Raw genomic sequence first — 13,033 nt, 5'->3', positions numbered from 1 at the left:
TGGGGTTCGCAAACAAGGAACGCAGACTTTATAAATAAAGAGGAAAAAATGTTAAGCATCAAGAATCTTAAGGCAAGCATCGAAGACGGCACCCAGATTTTGAAGGGCATCAACCTGGAAGTAAAGCCCGGTGAAGTCCACGCCATCATGGGCCCCAACGGAAGTGGCAAGAGCACCCTTTCAAAGGTCATCGCAGGCCATCCGGCTTACACCGTCAACGACGGCGTCGTAGAACTTGACGGCAAGAACCTCCTGGACATGGAAATTTGCGAACGCGCCAATTCCGGCTTGTTCATCAGCACCCAGTACCCCACCGAAATCCCCGGCGTAAATAACGTGGAATTCCTGCAGATGGCATTGAACTCCAAGCGCAACTTCCTGGGCCTCCCGGAAATGAGCGCCGACGAATTCAAAAAGCTCTGCGAAGAGAAGATGGAACTTCTGGAGATGGACAACCGCTACCGCGACCGCGGTGTCAACGAAGGTTACTCCGGCGGCGAAAAGAAGCGTAACGAAATCCTCCAGATGGCAATTCTCGACCCCAAGGTTTCCTTCCTGGATGAAACTGACTCCGGCCTGGACATTGATGCCCTGCGCATTGTGGCAAACGGCATCAACCACATCATGAGCCCCGAAAAGGCAGTGATTCTGGTGACCCATTACCAGCGCCTGCTGGATTACATCAAGCCCACCTACGTTCATGTGCTGCGCCATGGCAAGATTATCCTAAGCGGCGGTCCTGAACTGGCATTGAAGCTGGAAGAACAGGGCTACGACTGGATTGAAGAAAAGTAATCGAGGGCCAAATGAGCTATATGAATTCTGAATTAGCACAGGCCGCCCAGGCTCGCATCAACGCCCTTGGCATGCCCAAGCGCAACAACGAGCTGTGGAGTTTCTTCCCGGTCCATAAGATTCCATCTGTAGTGGATGCTGGTGCCGATTGCACTGCTGGTGGGATCGTCGCGAACAGCGCCGCTGTGGAATGCGCCGACTTCGGCATTGCCGCCGAAACCGACATCGCAGCCCTCCTGCCCATCGCAAAGTCCGCTCCCGCCATGAAGAAGGATTTTGCCGCAGGCGAAACCGAAATGGGCCTCATCAAGAGCCGTGACGACTTCGGTCACAGCATTTTCAACATCGGGAAGAACGCCAAGGTCTCCCTCGAAATTCTGGACAACAAGGTGGAGCACGAAATTGCCGCCGAGCGCTTCGACATTAACGTGGAAGAAGGCGCTGAGCTGGAAATCTTCTTTGCCAACCCCGCAAACGAACTGCCGCTGCAGTTCCGCCACTTTGTAATCAAGCAAGCCGCCAATTCTGTGGTACGTTTTTCCAACATCCTGCAGGACGCAGGCATTGGCCGCATCAGCATTGACGTAGACTTGAACGGCGAAGGCGCCAACTTCGATTACCGTTCTCTCAGCGTGTTGAAGGGTTCCGCCAGCAAGCACCAGCGCCTGACCATCCGTCATAACGCACCCAACACCGTCAGTTCCCAGTTCGCCCGCAACCTGCTTGACGAAAAGTCCTACGTCAGCTACGATGGAAGCGTCATTGTGGGTAACGGATGCAGCCAGGTGAACTCCAGCCAGCTGGTAAATTCCATTCTCCTAGGTGACGAATCCAGCGTTTCCGTAAAGCCGGTGCTGAAGATTTACCACGACGATGTGGAATGTACCCACGGCAACACCTGCGGTGAACTTGACGCAGATCAGATGTTCTATTTGACCAGCCGCGGCATCCCCGCCGAAACCGCCAAGAAGATGCTCATGAAGTCCTTCGCCAAGGAGCTGTTCCTGCCCCTGATCGACGGCCCCGCCAAGAAGCGTCTGCTGCAGGTATTGGCATACCTGTAGTTAAATCAAAGTTTTGTTAACGAAAATCCCCGGAAACGGGGATTTTTTTGTCAATAAAAATAGCTTTTCCATTAAAATACCTCTCAAATGACATTTTTTTGTCAATAAAACTTTATACATTAGGAGTATGAAACTTTTATCTAAAATCCTGGTCTCTTTAGCTATTTTCTCGGCATTTGCTTTCGCCAACGTTCAAAGTATAGCCGACACTTTGCACAACAAGGTTTCAGAAAATATTGAAAAGAAAATCGCTGCAGCCGAGGCCGCAGTAACCGAGATTTCCAAACTGGCAAAAAACGATCCTTCCGATTCCGCTGTTCTGGAACGCCTCAATAAGACGGATTCCTTAGGCGAAGCCACAGCAAAAAAGCACGCCGTCTGGATCAAGCTGGAAGGAGACGTGGAACCATCCATGTACGATTTTTGCGCCCGTGCCATTGGCGACGCCTTAAAGGAAAATCCGGACTACATCATTTTTGAAATCAATACCTTTGGTGGCCGACTTGACGCCGCATTCGACCTGGTAGACACCATCATGGCGATTCAAGGTCCACAAACCATCGCCTTTGTAAAGAAGAAAGCCATCAGTGCGGGCAGCCTTATCGCTCTTGCCTGCAGCAAGCTTTATATGATGGAAGCCACCACCATCGGCGACTGCGCGCCCATCGTACAGAACGGTGACGGAACCCCGCAGATTGTGGGAGAAAAGATTCAGTCCCCTCTCCGCGCCAAGTTCCGCAACCTGGCCCAGAAAAATGGTTACCCCGAGCTACTCAGTTCTGCCTTTGTAACACCGGAACTAGCTATTCTTGAGCTCAGCACGACATTGGATGCCGGTAAGAAGACCGAACGAGATACGTCCATGATTATTGAAGCCGCAAAGTACGAAGTTCTAAGTCAGAAGGACATCGAATTCTGGGGTGCACCCAAGATTCTTGTAAAGGAAGGAGAACTTCTGACCATGACGGACAAGGAAGCTCTAGAACTGGGTTTTTCTCAGGGAACCTTCAAGAGCCGCAATGAATTCGAAAAGACTCTTTTCATCGAAAGTCGTAGTGAAGTAGAAACGACCCTTGGCGAAGACATCGCCAGCGCCATTGCCGCCATTAGCGGATTGCTATTAATTCTTGGATTCGGCGCCCTGTACATTGAGTTCAAGACTCCTGGTTTTGGAGTTTTTGGAATTGTCGGTATCGCATTGATTGCCGTGGTGTTCCTAGGACAGTTCGCACCTCAGCTAGACGGAATGTTCCCCGCCATTCTCCTGATTGCAGGCGTAGCCCTTTTCCTAGTTGAAATTTTTGTAATGCCAGGAACGTTCCTCTTTGGCGTAGGTGGCATTATCTGCATGATTCTAGCCCTTGCCTTTAGCTATGATCCTGCCAATATTCCCGAATACGTTCCCGAAGCTACTGAAGAAACCTTTGATGCCCTTCCCTGGCTATTCGGATTATTCTACATGCTTTGCTGTGCGGCAATCGCACTCATATTCCCCATTGCGGCAAGCAAATACATTATACCATTGCTACCTGAAGGCTGGACTCCAATGTTAAAAACCGATTTGGAAACAGCCTCCTCCCCCACGGAAGCAGTCAGCGAAATTCACGTTGGCGATATCGGAGTTGCAAAGACATTCTTACGTCCCGTTGGACAAGCCTCCTTTACATTGCCTGACGGGAGCGTCAAACTTTATGACGTTCATACAAAAGGTGAAATCATTGAGGCCGGTCAGAACATCAAGGTAGACGCTGTGCAGGAAGGTCACATTTTCGTTTCTGCCTGTTAGCGCCAACATCCCATATTAAATCACCAATCGTCAATTATCAATGAATAACTTCATCATTTTTGATAATGCGCCTCGGTCATAAAAATAAACAAGTTTATTTTTGCGACACTCGGCTTAATTATCAATTAAGTTTAATTACCACGAGGAACACAACATGGATACACTCATTACCGTAGGCATTGTCATTGCCGCCATCGTCGTCATCATTCTTCTCGCCTTTATCGGCAAGTTCTTTAGCCTCTGGCTTCAGGCCTTGTTCTCCAGGGCAAACGTGAGCATTTTCCAACTCATCGGTATGCGCCTCCGTAAAGTGCCACCCCAGGTGATTGTGGAAGCACGCATTCTTAGCTGCAAGGCTGGCCTCCCTGTAGACACCAACTTGCTGGAAGCCCACTTCCTTTCTCGCGGTAACGTTCTCCGCGTGATCCAGGCTCTCATTGCTGCCAACAAGGCAAACATCAAACTGGACTTCAAGGAAGCTGCGGCTATCGACCTTGCCGGTCGTAACGTTCTTGAAGCTGTCCAGATGTCCGTGAATCCCAAGGTTATTACAACGCCCAAGGTTTCCGCTGTGGCTCTGGATGGCATCCAGCTTCACGCTGTTACCCGTATTACCGTTCGCGCAAGCATCCAGAAGCTGGTTGGTGGTGCTGGTGAAGAAACCGTTATCGCCCGTGTTGGCGAAGGCATCGTTTCCTCCATCGGTTCCGCACAGAGCCACAAGGAAGTTCTTGAAAACCCCAACATGATTTCCAAGAAGGTTCTTGCTTCCGGCCTGGACGCAGGTACCGCATTCGAAATTCTTTCCATCGATATTGCCGACGTTGACGTTGGTCAGAACATCGGTGCAATCCTCGAAACCGACCGTGCAGAAGCTGACAAGAAGATTGCTCAGGCTAAGGCGGAAGAACGCCGCGCCATGGCATTCGCCGCCGAACAGGAAATGAAGGCCAAGGTCATGGAAATGAAGGCTAAGCTGGTGGAAGCAGAAGCACAGATTCCCATGGCCATGGCAACCGCCCTCCGCGACGGAAAGCTTGGCGTCATGGACTATTACAACATGAAGAACATCGAAGCCGACACCCAGATGCGTAAGGAAATCGGGACTGGCAGCGAAGCTGCCAAGTAGCGTAAAGTAGAAAGGATAAAGGTTAAAGATGTTCGCCTACAGGAAACTTAAGGTTTATCAAAAATCTTTGCAATGGGTTATAGACGTATATAATCTTACGTCAACATTTCCAACTGCAGAGAAATTCGCTTTGACAAACCAAATTCAACGAGCCGCAGTTTCTGTAACATCAAACATTGCTGAAGGCTCTGGCAGAACATCTACCAAAGATTCGATCCATTTTTTGGAAATAAGTTTTGGATCTCTGATGGAAGCACAAAGCCAATTGGAAATCGCTGCTCTTTTGAATTACATTTCCAAAGAGCAACTCACATCCATTGAATGCAAAACGGAAGAAATTGCCAAAATGCTTTCTGGCTTAAAGTCTGCGAAATCAAGAAATTCAAATTAGCAATCCTTTAACCTTTATCCTTTAACCTATAACCTAATAACTCATATGGAAGGTTTACTCATTCTTATCGGCATCTACGTTCTTGATATTGTCATCAAGAAGGTTGCTGCAGGTAAAAAGAAACAACAGGATCAACATCGGGAAATTCCTCCTGATGACGAATTCGATAATGAACAGCAGGAAGAACAAACTAGCCATACAAAGCCACGTTCCCTGCAAGATCTTATTCGCCAATTTGAGGAAGCCCAGCGAGAAAATTCCGGAGGAACCTATGTTCCGCCATCTCCCGAAGTAGAGGATGATGAGGAAGACGTGGGCCTGCCAGTCGTCACGCCGGCGAAGCCCGGAGAATACACCTTCAGCGAAATCGCTGAATCTGTGGTCCAGTGGGAATACGTCAGCGTTGATTTACTGCAGGAAGCTTTCGGTTTCTCTGAGCGGATTGCCCAGCAGGTTCTTGCGGAACTTCAGGCAAAGCGCATCGTCGGCCGCGACATGGGCGATGGAGATTGCGACCTTCTTGTCCACGACAAGGTTGAGCTAGACAACCACTTCAAGCGATTACAGCGCGAAGCGGAAGAACAGCAGGCTGCAGCCGCCCAGGAAGCATCCCTCCAAGAACGTCGTGAAGCCGAGCTGAAGCACCAAAAGGAATTGGCAGAACTTGAAGAGCGAGCCCGGCAACTACGTGAGCAGGCTGGTCAGGGAACGTCTCCTGACATGAATGAAGCTATCGGGGAACCTTGTCTAGCCAGTGCAGACAACCACGTCCACACACGCAATCTTGACAAGTTCGAAATCCGCCGTGGCTTCATCTGGGCAAAGGTTCTCGACGAGCCCCGCTTCAAAAAACGCTGGAGCGCCCGGGCACGTTAGTTGTCAGACAACTCTTAAAAGCAAAAAGCGTCGAGGTTTATCCCCCGACGCTTTTTCATTTTCGATTTTAGAACTATGCGATAAGCAGTTCTTAAATTTCCCCGAGTGTTCACTACCCTTGCGCAAATCGGCTCAGGAAGCTAGCAAGGCGTTCGTTACCGGACTGGTTGAAGACAAAGTCAGGTGTTCCCTGTTCCACAATCACACCCTGGTCCATAAAGATTACTTTATTCGCAACATCACGGGCAAAGGCCATTTCGTGGGTCACGATAACCATGGTCATCTTCTGGTCGGCAAGGCCCTTGATAATCTTCAGCACTTCGCCGGTCAGTTCCGGGTCCAGGGCGCTGGTAGGTTCATCAAAGAACAGAATCTTGGGCTGCATGGCCAAGGCGCGGGCAATGGAAACGCGCTGCTGCTGGCCGCCGGAAAGTTCACAGGGATAGGCCTTTTCCTTGGTTTCAAGTCCCATCTGCTTAAGCAGTTCGCGGCCACGCTTGCGAGCTTTTTCACGATCCATTCCCAGAACGCGGATAGGCGCGATGGTCAAATTCTGAAGCACCGTCAAGTGCGGGAATAGATTGAAGTTCTGGAAAACCAGACCTGTAGACAAACGAATTTCGCGAAGGACACTGGCAGGAGCGTACTTGGCAACGCCCTTCTTGTCCACACCCACAACCATGTCCTTGCCATTCACGCAAACCGTACCGGCATTCATGGTTTCCAGCTGGGTAATGCAGCGGAGAAGCGTAGACTTGCCGCTACCAGAGGGGCCAATGATAGAAAGAACTTCGCCTTCCTTCAGGTCGAAGGAAATATCTTTCAGCACATGATTATCACCAAAAGACTTCTTTAGGTGTTCTACTTTCAAAACAGCGTTCATACTCATCTTTAACCTTTATCCTAGATTCTTCACTTCGTTCAGAATGACACCGAAACGTATCACTTATAATAGTTCAGCTTCTTTTCTACGTAGGCGAAAAGGCAACTGAGCAAAAGGTTTGCGATATAGTAGAACACGCCAGCCACAAACAGCGGATAAATGCTGGCGTAGGCAGCCTGCTGCTTTTTAGCCAGAGAGAAAAGTTCCGCCACGGCAATGACCTGAGCCAGGGACGTATCCTTCACCAGGGTAATGACTTCGTTGGCGCTGGCGGGAACAACCTGCTTTACAACCTGGGGGAAGATAATGCGGAAGAAAGTCTGGCCGCGGGTCAGGCCCAGCATCTGGGCAGCTTCGTACTGGCCCTTGGGAATAGCCTGAATGCCACCGCGGAAAATTTCGGCAAAATAGGCCGCATAGTTGATGGAGAATGCAGCCACCACCGCCGGGAAGCGGTCAAAGGAAATTCCTAGGCCAGAGAATTCGCTGAGGTAATAGGACCCGAAATAGATAGCTACAATCTGCAGCAAGAGCGGTGTCCCGCGCATCACGGAAATGTAGAAGGACACCGGATAGCGGACAACGCGGTACTTGTTCATCTTCAGCACTGCGACCAAGAGTCCCAGCGGAATGGAGAACAATAACGTAAGTCCAAAGATTTCTAGAGTGGTAACGAAACCGCCCCACAAAACTGGCAGAAGAGTAAATAAATCAGACATATCAGCAATGAGGTTTGAGGTTCGCAGCTACGCTGCTAGAGGTATGAGGTTTTTATTTGGCGCTCCGCGCATTATATTAAAAGCGCCAAAGGCGCCATGCTTCGCTCAAAGTGCCGAAGGCACGCCCTCACACCTCAAAGCGAAGCGACCTCGATCCTACTTACCGAACCACTTGGTCTGGATTTCTGCGAACTTGCCATCGGCCTGCATTGCCTTGATGGTTTCGTTCACGGCGTCACGGAGAGCCTGGTCCTTCTTGCGGAAGCCGATAGCATAGACTTCATCGCTGAGGCCTTCTTCAAGAACAACGAAATCCTTGGCGTTGGAAGCGATCCAGTACTTGGCAACGATTTCATCCAGGAATACAGCGTCAACACCGCCCTTGTCCAGGTCCATCATAGCGGTCTGGTTATCGTCGAAGGGAACGATTTCCTTGGCGGCCTTGCCAGCGTCAGAAGCTTCGAGCAACTTCTGGGCAGTGGAACCGTTCTGCACGGCAATCTTCTTGCCAGCGAGAGCAGCGAGGTTAGCAAGAGCCTTATCCTTCACGGAGAAGATCATGCGATTCTTGAGGTAGGCGTCGCTCAGGTTCATGGCGGCAGCGCGGGCAGAGTCAACACTCATACCGTTCCAGATGCAGTCGATCTTGCCTGTGTTCAGTTCCTGTTCCTTGGCGTCCCAGGAAATGGGCTGAGTCTTGAGAGTCACTCCGAGACGTGCGCAAACTTCAGCAGCCAAGTCAATGTCAAAGCCCACAATGTTGTTGTCCTTGTCGCGGAAGCCCATGGGCGGGAAAGAGTCATCGAGGCCAAGCACGAAAGTGCCTGCAGCCTTCACCTTGTTCAGGGATTCGTCAGCCTGGGCAGCATTATCATTCTTCTGTTCGTTGCAGCCGAACAAAAAGGCGGTACAGCAGGCAACCATAGCGATCTTAGAGAAAAACTTCATTGTGTAACTCCTTAAAATTTACAATGGTAAATGTAGTTAAAAATGTAAAACAAAAAAATTCGTTAAACATTCCATGGGCCTGGGTATAGCCCAAACCACGATAGCGAAAGCCATCACTAAAAGAAGAAGTTTTTTCATATTTTAATAAGAAACTATACTTTCATCCGCATTAATGAATTTTAAATCACTAAGCGATTTAACATACGGTTTTCTCTCCATTTTTTTATTTGTTAAAGAACAAATGTAGTCGCCCGTATGCAACATATTACCAGCAAACAGAGCTGGGTAAACCGCATATCTGCGTTCTTCATCAAACTCCATAGAATCAACGACAATATTATCCACAGATAATAGGACACTCCAATTTTCTTTTTTCCGCAAAAGACAATACACATCCTCGCCCCAAGCCCTTACATCGTCACACTTTTCAACCCACTTCAAATCTTCGTCGAAACGTTTATACACCAGCGTCCTCCCAACCGTATCCAATACAGCATACTGGCAGCTGTCTCCACCTGCATTCAACGACTGCTTACCGATTACAATAAACTTATCGTCAAACCATTGATGCGCTTTTGCCGCATCAAAACCAACCTTACAGTCCTTATTAACAACTTCAAGACCATAATAACGAACATCCCCACCAAACTTCCACAAATGCAGCGAACTGCGAGAACCAAACATTCCGTACCATATTATGGAGTCTGCAAGTTGCCCGCTACATGAAAAATCACTTGATATCGAGTCACACACTCTCGGTCCATCTTCTTGCACACGATAATTATACATGCAGAGTCGTGCGTCCTGGTACCCCGATTTTTCCGAATAAACGCTGTTCCACGTTTCCCTAAATTCATGCCATTGACGCTTTTCTAAAACCATCACCAACGAATCGTCAACAAAACCAACAACGCTGCCCCCGCCTCTCTCGGACAACTGATACTCCACATCGTCGCTGCACCCCGCAAATCCGCCGCACACAAGCGCAAGCACAGCCCCTACAAAGAACTTCAGAACGTTCATCACAATCACATTCCTTTCATTAACCATAAATTTCGTCTCCAGTTCTTCCGAAGAAGATAGAAATTATCTTGTCCACATCGCCGTTGTAGAAGTTGCCTTGCACGTACTCGCGGGAAACTACACCGCCCATGCTGTGACCGATAAGGATATAACGAGATGCAAGTTGACGATAGAGGTTGGAGTTTTTACGGATGATTTCAAGAGCTTTTTGTCCAACCGTAGAATCAACAACAACAGAATCCCCAACAATATGCTTATTGTATATTTTCGCCTTCACTTCCTGAGCCTCTTCAAACAAGGCCCTACGTACGGAACACTTGTTATTCCCTTTCCAAGTTCTATCACCAATTTCGTATGCGTTATGTGCAGGGGACGCCGCTGGATTCGCAAAGGAACGTTGGATATAGATATACTCGGAGCCGTATGTTACCGTATCTTCAAAGACAGCGGAATCTAGCCAAAGAGTAAGTTTCTTTTCACCATCCTGATTATATGCCCCCAACATGCCTGCGGCATCACCCAAAGACTTTTGGAGTTTCGCGCTATCCATCTTAAGTTGTATAGTCTACAACCCAATTGTTATGAAAACCCCACGCACTACGAACAGTTTCATCACACGAACTTTCGAATCCTTGATTTTCCGGAGCAGCTCCATGAATAAGCACTACATTGTACCGGGAGAGTGCCCATACTATTGCCACGACTCTAGCCTTTATGTATATTATCTAAGAAATGGACAAGAAACTGATCAGATATACCGTTGCATGCGTCAACGAGTTCGCCGCAAACAAGAGCCTTACAGAAAAGCAGGCTTTTGATTATCTATGCAATCACGGAGCGATGGATTTCCTTGTCGAATTCTACGATGTGGAGCATACGCTTTCATTTGAAGACGCCATCAACGACCTAACGCTAGTCAGCCAGCAGAACGGAGGGAAGATACAGTGATTCTCTTCCACGGTTCGAACACGGACATCGCCCAAATTGAACTGTCCAAGTGCCGTCCGAACAAGGATTTCGGCAAGGGGTTCTACCTTACCACCATTCGGGAGCAGGCTGTAAGGATGGCGCAAAGGGTAGCAAGAATGTATGGCGGCTCGCCCACCCTGAATATATACGATTTCGACAATTCGGCGGACAAACTTGGAACCCTGAACATCCGTCACTTTGATTCACCCACCATAGAATGGGCGAAATTCGTCATCACGAACCGAAACGCAACGAAACTGAAAGACCCGCAGGAAGACTCCAACATAGACGGTCGGTTCGACTTGGTTATAGGGCCGATTGCGAACGATGACTTGGCATTGCTATTCAGGCAGTTTTCCGAAGGAACAATCTCTGTCGAGACGCTCGTTAGCGAGATGAAGTTCAAGAAACTAACCGACCAATATTCCTTCCACTCAGAAAAAGCGATTGCGCTGTTGAAAAAGAAGGAGTCGGTCCATGTCTAAGCCCAAAATGCTTGCTGAACTCATAACGGGAGACATCATCTCGTATATGATGGAAGACCAGAAAATCCCGCTCATCGAAGCAATGCGCAGGCTCTACGCGTCTGAAACATTCGCCAAGTTGGTTGACCTGGAAACCGGACTTTACCTTGAAAGTTCTCCCTATGTCTACGACATATTCAAGGCGGAACAGGAAAACGGGAAACTGACTCAACTCGAAGTCTAGCCTAAGCCGGCTCCTTACGCAGCCAGCCTTTTCAACCTATACTCTACCTGGCTCAGGCACCCGAGCGTGCTATGCAACCTCCTGCGGTTATAGAACGCCTCAATATAGTCGAATATGTCCGACACCACCTCCCCCATGCAGAAATACTTTCTCCATTTTTTGCTATAAGCCAGGCGTTGCGGGCTGGCGTCTGAAGCCCGCAATGGGGGTGCGCGGAAGACCCAAAGGGGCTGAAGCCCCACACCTCAAAGGGAGCGAAGCGACCGACCTCATACCTCACGCCTCATTAGTCCTTACCATAAACCTTTTCAGCGTAGGTAGCGGTTGCCATGAGGTATTCGCGGTTCATCTTGGCGATGTAATCCACGGTGATACCCTTCGGGCAAGCAGCCTGGCATTCGTAAAGGTTGGTGCAGTTACCAAAGCCTTCCTTGTCCATCTGAGCGACCATTGCGAGCACGCGCTTCTTGGCTTCGACCTTGCCCTGCTTCATCTGTTCTTCGTTGACAATGTCCAGCATTTCCAGGAAGGACGAATGTATGGGAAAATTACAAGGATTCAAGCAACTTCTTGAAAAGTCGTTCGCCAATGTGACGACCGCTAGAACGCAATATTTCTACAGCTTCGCGAACTTCATCTGCAGAAATGTAGCCATCCTTATAAGCGGCTCTAAAAATGCCGATTGTACCCATTATGTTGAGACCGATTGTTTTGGCAACATGCCTTGCCCTGATTTCATCAACAAGAAGTAAGTCCGCATTTAACCGATCTGTCAAAACGAGAGCCTCACTCTCACCAAGGTCAAGCCCCGTAGCCCTCCTAAAAAGGGAGACTTCTTGAGGATTGACATCTTGTATTTCAATGAATTCACATTTCCTAATCTCTTCCGCTTCTTCAGAAAAGTCAGGATTGGCAGTTAATTCTTCAAATACGCCTTGAGACGTTCATAGGTAGCGACATCCTCTTCGACCTCGTCCCAATCCATATCAAAGTAGGCAAAGCCCTCATTGGCATAAAGCTCGATTAGCTGCCACTTTGTGATACCGAGAATTTCGGCAGCGCGACCATGCGATATGGTCTCGTTCTTTACAAACGGATGCAACAACAAGGCCAACTGCACAAGTTCGCCTTCTGGCTTCGTCGCAATATACGGCTCCATATCCACCGGGATCTGAAGTTGGACTGTTGTCATTTCCATTGTAAAGCCTCCACTCTTAATATATAATTTTATCAAGAATAAAGCAACCTAGCCGATTTACGTGACACCGTTAGATGCTGTTCACTGAGGAGTTCCGAGGTGAAGCGTTTGGCGAATGTTACTGAATCGAATTATCTAGGATAAATATTGACAATACAAAATTCACAAAAAAGAACCCCGCCCGGAGTTTACCCGAACGGAGTTCTAGATCCTTCGTCTCCGGCGCAAGCGCCTTCGCTCAGGATGACATGCTAGGAATTAGTCCTTACCATAAACCTTTTCAGCGTAGGTAGCGGTTGCCATGAGGTATTCGCGGTTCATCTTGGCGATGTAATCCACGGTGATACCCTTCGGGCAGGCAGCCTGGCATTCGTAAAGGTTGGTGCAGTTACCAAAGCCTTCCTTGTCCATCTGTGCCACCATAGCGAGCACGCGCTTCTTGGCTTCGACCTTGCCCTGCTTCATCTGTTCTTCGTTGACAATGTCCAGCATTTCCAGGAAGGACATGTCGGGAGAAATGTCGCTGATCTTGACAGTTTCGAAC

At 48.8% G+C, this 13,033-nt stretch carries 16 protein-coding genes and 3 pseudogenes; 9 read left to right on the top strand and 10 right to left on the bottom strand.

Features of this window, described 5'->3' with window-relative positions; all coding sequences use genetic code 11:
* Positions 1–48: 48 nt before the first annotated feature.
* The 6 genes from sufC to BUB94_RS05825 all read left to right on the top strand — a co-directional run bounded on the left by sufC (position 49) and on the right by BUB94_RS05825 (position 6,041).
* Positions 49–795 (top strand): Fe-S cluster assembly ATPase SufC, encoded by a 747-nt coding sequence (gene sufC, locus BUB94_RS05855; protein ID WP_073161382.1) that lies wholly within the window; start codon positions 49–51, stop codon positions 793–795.
* A gap of 20 nt (positions 796–815) precedes the next feature.
* Positions 816–1,859, top strand: coding sequence for a SufB/SufD family protein (locus BUB94_RS05850; RefSeq protein ID WP_073235418.1), 1,044 nt, complete (start codon positions 816–818; stop codon positions 1,857–1,859).
* Between the two features lie 127 nt (positions 1,860–1,986).
* Positions 1,987–3,645, top strand: a complete 1,659-nt coding sequence (locus BUB94_RS05840; RefSeq protein WP_254793681.1) for an NfeD family protein — start codon at positions 1,987–1,989, stop codon at positions 3,643–3,645.
* A gap of 154 nt (positions 3,646–3,799) precedes the next feature.
* On the top strand, positions 3,800–4,774 hold the full coding sequence (gene floA, locus BUB94_RS05835; protein ID WP_073235031.1) for a flotillin-like protein FloA: 975 nt from the start codon (positions 3,800–3,802) through the stop codon (positions 4,772–4,774).
* 28 nt (positions 4,775–4,802) lie between these two features.
* Positions 4,803–5,165, top strand: coding sequence for a four helix bundle protein (locus BUB94_RS05830; RefSeq protein WP_073161385.1), 363 nt, complete (start codon positions 4,803–4,805; stop codon positions 5,163–5,165).
* A 45-nt stretch (positions 5,166–5,210) separates the two neighbouring features.
* Positions 5,211–6,041 carry a hypothetical protein gene (locus BUB94_RS05825; RefSeq protein WP_073235029.1) on the top strand — a complete coding sequence of 277 codons (831 nt, stop codon included), beginning with the start codon at positions 5,211–5,213 and terminating at the stop codon, positions 6,039–6,041.
* Between the two features lie 112 nt (positions 6,042–6,153).
* Here BUB94_RS05825 and BUB94_RS05820 read toward each other — a convergent pair whose 3' ends face one another.
* The 5 genes from BUB94_RS05820 to BUB94_RS05800 form a co-directional block, all read right to left on the bottom strand.
* Positions 6,154–6,930 carry an amino acid ABC transporter ATP-binding protein gene (locus BUB94_RS05820; RefSeq protein ID WP_083538133.1) on the bottom strand — a complete coding sequence of 259 codons (777 nt, stop codon included), beginning with the start codon at positions 6,928–6,930 and terminating at the stop codon, positions 6,154–6,156.
* A 53-nt stretch (positions 6,931–6,983) separates the two neighbouring features.
* The gene (locus BUB94_RS05815; protein WP_073161387.1) at positions 6,984–7,643 is read right to left on the bottom strand and encodes an amino acid ABC transporter permease; all 660 of its coding nucleotides are present in this window, start codon (positions 7,641–7,643) and stop codon (positions 6,984–6,986) included.
* Positions 7,644–7,799: 156 nt separating this feature from the next.
* A complete protein-coding gene (locus BUB94_RS05810; RefSeq protein ID WP_073235026.1) occupies positions 7,800–8,591 on the bottom strand; it encodes an amino acid ABC transporter substrate-binding protein in 792 nt (263 codons plus the stop codon).
* 141 nt (positions 8,592–8,732) lie between these two features.
* A complete protein-coding gene (locus BUB94_RS05805; protein WP_073235023.1) occupies positions 8,733–9,641 on the bottom strand; it encodes a hypothetical protein in 909 nt (302 codons plus the stop codon).
* The gene (locus tag BUB94_RS05800) at positions 9,634–10,164 is read right to left on the bottom strand and encodes an esterase/lipase family protein (RefSeq protein ID WP_073235020.1); all 531 of its coding nucleotides are present in this window, start codon (positions 10,162–10,164) and stop codon (positions 9,634–9,636) included. Before BUB94_RS05800 ends, BUB94_RS05805 begins: the two co-directional genes overlap by 8 nt.
* Positions 10,165–10,346: 182 nt before the next feature.
* Here BUB94_RS05800 and BUB94_RS05795 point away from each other — a divergent pair, with 182 nt between their 5' ends.
* The 3 genes from BUB94_RS05795 to BUB94_RS05785 are packed head-to-tail and all read left to right on the top strand — an operon-like array spanning position 10,347 to position 11,291.
* Positions 10,347–10,562 carry a DUF3791 domain-containing protein gene (locus BUB94_RS05795; protein WP_072801212.1) on the top strand — a complete coding sequence of 72 codons (216 nt, stop codon included), beginning with the start codon at positions 10,347–10,349 and terminating at the stop codon, positions 10,560–10,562.
* A complete protein-coding gene (locus tag BUB94_RS05790; protein WP_073235017.1) occupies positions 10,559–11,068 on the top strand; it encodes a DUF3990 domain-containing protein in 510 nt (169 codons plus the stop codon). Before BUB94_RS05795 ends, BUB94_RS05790 begins: the two co-directional genes overlap by 4 nt.
* The gene (locus tag BUB94_RS05785; protein ID WP_073161622.1) at positions 11,061–11,291 is read left to right on the top strand and encodes a hypothetical protein; all 231 of its coding nucleotides are present in this window, start codon (positions 11,061–11,063) and stop codon (positions 11,289–11,291) included. Before BUB94_RS05790 ends, BUB94_RS05785 begins: the two co-directional genes overlap by 8 nt.
* Before the next feature lie 14 nt (positions 11,292–11,305).
* Here the strand turns inward: BUB94_RS05785 and BUB94_RS05780 are convergent.
* From BUB94_RS05780 to BUB94_RS05760, 5 genes and pseudogenes are all read right to left on the bottom strand, one after another.
* Positions 11,306–11,413: pseudogene (locus BUB94_RS05780) on the bottom strand (IS3 family transposase); the annotation flags it as partial.
* 164 nt (positions 11,414–11,577) lie between these two features.
* Positions 11,578–11,784 (bottom strand): annotated as a pseudogene (locus BUB94_RS05775) (succinate dehydrogenase/fumarate reductase iron-sulfur subunit); the annotation flags it as partial.
* 55 nt (positions 11,785–11,839) lie between these two features.
* The gene (locus BUB94_RS16385; protein ID WP_139258468.1) at positions 11,840–12,067 is read right to left on the bottom strand and encodes a PIN domain-containing protein; all 228 of its coding nucleotides are present in this window, start codon (positions 12,065–12,067) and stop codon (positions 11,840–11,842) included.
* 140 nt (positions 12,068–12,207) lie between these two features.
* Positions 12,208–12,489, bottom strand: a complete 282-nt coding sequence (locus tag BUB94_RS05765; protein ID WP_073235011.1) for a UPF0175 family protein — start codon at positions 12,487–12,489, stop codon at positions 12,208–12,210.
* Positions 12,490–12,747: 258 nt separating this feature from the next.
* Positions 12,748–13,033, bottom strand: a pseudogene (locus BUB94_RS05760) (hypothetical protein); the annotation flags it as partial.

The sequence above is a fragment of the Fibrobacter sp. UWH9 genome (genome assembly GCF_900129715.1).
Classification (GTDB): Bacteria; Fibrobacterota; Fibrobacteria; order Fibrobacterales; family Fibrobacteraceae; genus Fibrobacter.
This window is presented reverse-complemented; position numbering and strand designations above follow the sequence as displayed.

Coding starts and splice junctions, on each gene's coding strand:
- sufC (WP_073161382.1), top strand. CDS start 49: ATGTTAAGCATCAAGAATCTTAAGGCAAGCATCGAAGACGGCACCCAG.
- BUB94_RS05850 (WP_073235418.1), top strand. CDS start 816: ATGAATTCTGAATTAGCACAGGCCGCCCAGGCTCGCATCAACGCCCTT.
- BUB94_RS05840 (WP_254793681.1), top strand. CDS start 1,987: ATGAAACTTTTATCTAAAATCCTGGTCTCTTTAGCTATTTTCTCGGCA.
- floA (WP_073235031.1), top strand. CDS start 3,800: ATGGATACACTCATTACCGTAGGCATTGTCATTGCCGCCATCGTCGTC.
- BUB94_RS05830 (WP_073161385.1), top strand. CDS start 4,803: ATGTTCGCCTACAGGAAACTTAAGGTTTATCAAAAATCTTTGCAATGG.
- BUB94_RS05825 (WP_073235029.1), top strand. CDS start 5,211: ATGGAAGGTTTACTCATTCTTATCGGCATCTACGTTCTTGATATTGTC.
- BUB94_RS05820 (WP_083538133.1), bottom strand. CDS start 6,930: ATGAGTATGAACGCTGTTTTGAAAGTAGAACACCTAAAGAAGTCTTTT.
- BUB94_RS05815 (WP_073161387.1), bottom strand. CDS start 7,643: ATGTCTGATTTATTTACTCTTCTGCCAGTTTTGTGGGGCGGTTTCGTT.
- BUB94_RS05810 (WP_073235026.1), bottom strand. CDS start 8,591: ATGAAGTTTTTCTCTAAGATCGCTATGGTTGCCTGCTGTACCGCCTTT.
- BUB94_RS05805 (WP_073235023.1), bottom strand. CDS start 9,641: ATGGTTAATGAAAGGAATGTGATTGTGATGAACGTTCTGAAGTTCTTT.
- BUB94_RS05800 (WP_073235020.1), bottom strand. CDS start 10,164: ATGGATAGCGCGAAACTCCAAAAGTCTTTGGGTGATGCCGCAGGCATG.
- BUB94_RS05795 (WP_072801212.1), top strand. CDS start 10,347: ATGGACAAGAAACTGATCAGATATACCGTTGCATGCGTCAACGAGTTC.
- BUB94_RS05785 (WP_073161622.1), top strand. CDS start 11,061: ATGTCTAAGCCCAAAATGCTTGCTGAACTCATAACGGGAGACATCATC.
- BUB94_RS05765 (WP_073235011.1), bottom strand. CDS start 12,489: ATGGAAATGACAACAGTCCAACTTCAGATCCCGGTGGATATGGAGCCG.